Origin of the sequence: Elizabethkingia argenteiflava, from assembly GCF_009904105.1 — a bacterium.
Taxonomy (GTDB): Bacteria; Bacteroidota; Bacteroidia; order Flavobacteriales; family Weeksellaceae; genus Elizabethkingia; species Elizabethkingia argenteiflava.
The window spans coordinates 1-278 of the sequence record NZ_JAAABJ010000050.1 but is presented as its reverse complement, the minus strand read 5'-3'; the positions used below and the strand labels follow the sequence as shown (position 1 = coordinate 278).

The 278-nt window shown below is 31.7% G+C and carries 1 pseudogene; it reads left to right on the top strand.

What is annotated here, in order from left to right:
• Positions 1–258: pseudogene (locus GNY06_RS00245) on the top strand (IS3 family transposase); the annotation flags it as partial.
• Positions 259–278 lie beyond the last annotated feature (20 nt).

Sequence of the window (278 nt, the reverse complement as noted above, 5' to 3'; positions counted from 1 at the left end):
GAACGATACAGCACGAGTTTTATGCCATAGCTTTTAGAAAGAAAATTTACAGAAGTATTGAAGAACTGCAATTAGACTTAAACAAGTTGGTTGTCCTATTACAACAATGAAAGAACGCATACTGGAATACATTGTTATGGTAAAACACCGATGCAGACGTTTTTGGATAGTAAACCTATTGCAAAAGAGAAATTATTGGAAACTCTTGCAGTGGAACAAAAAATCCTTACTTTTGGAAGTAAGGATAATATTGAATAACTGATAATTATTTTAACACT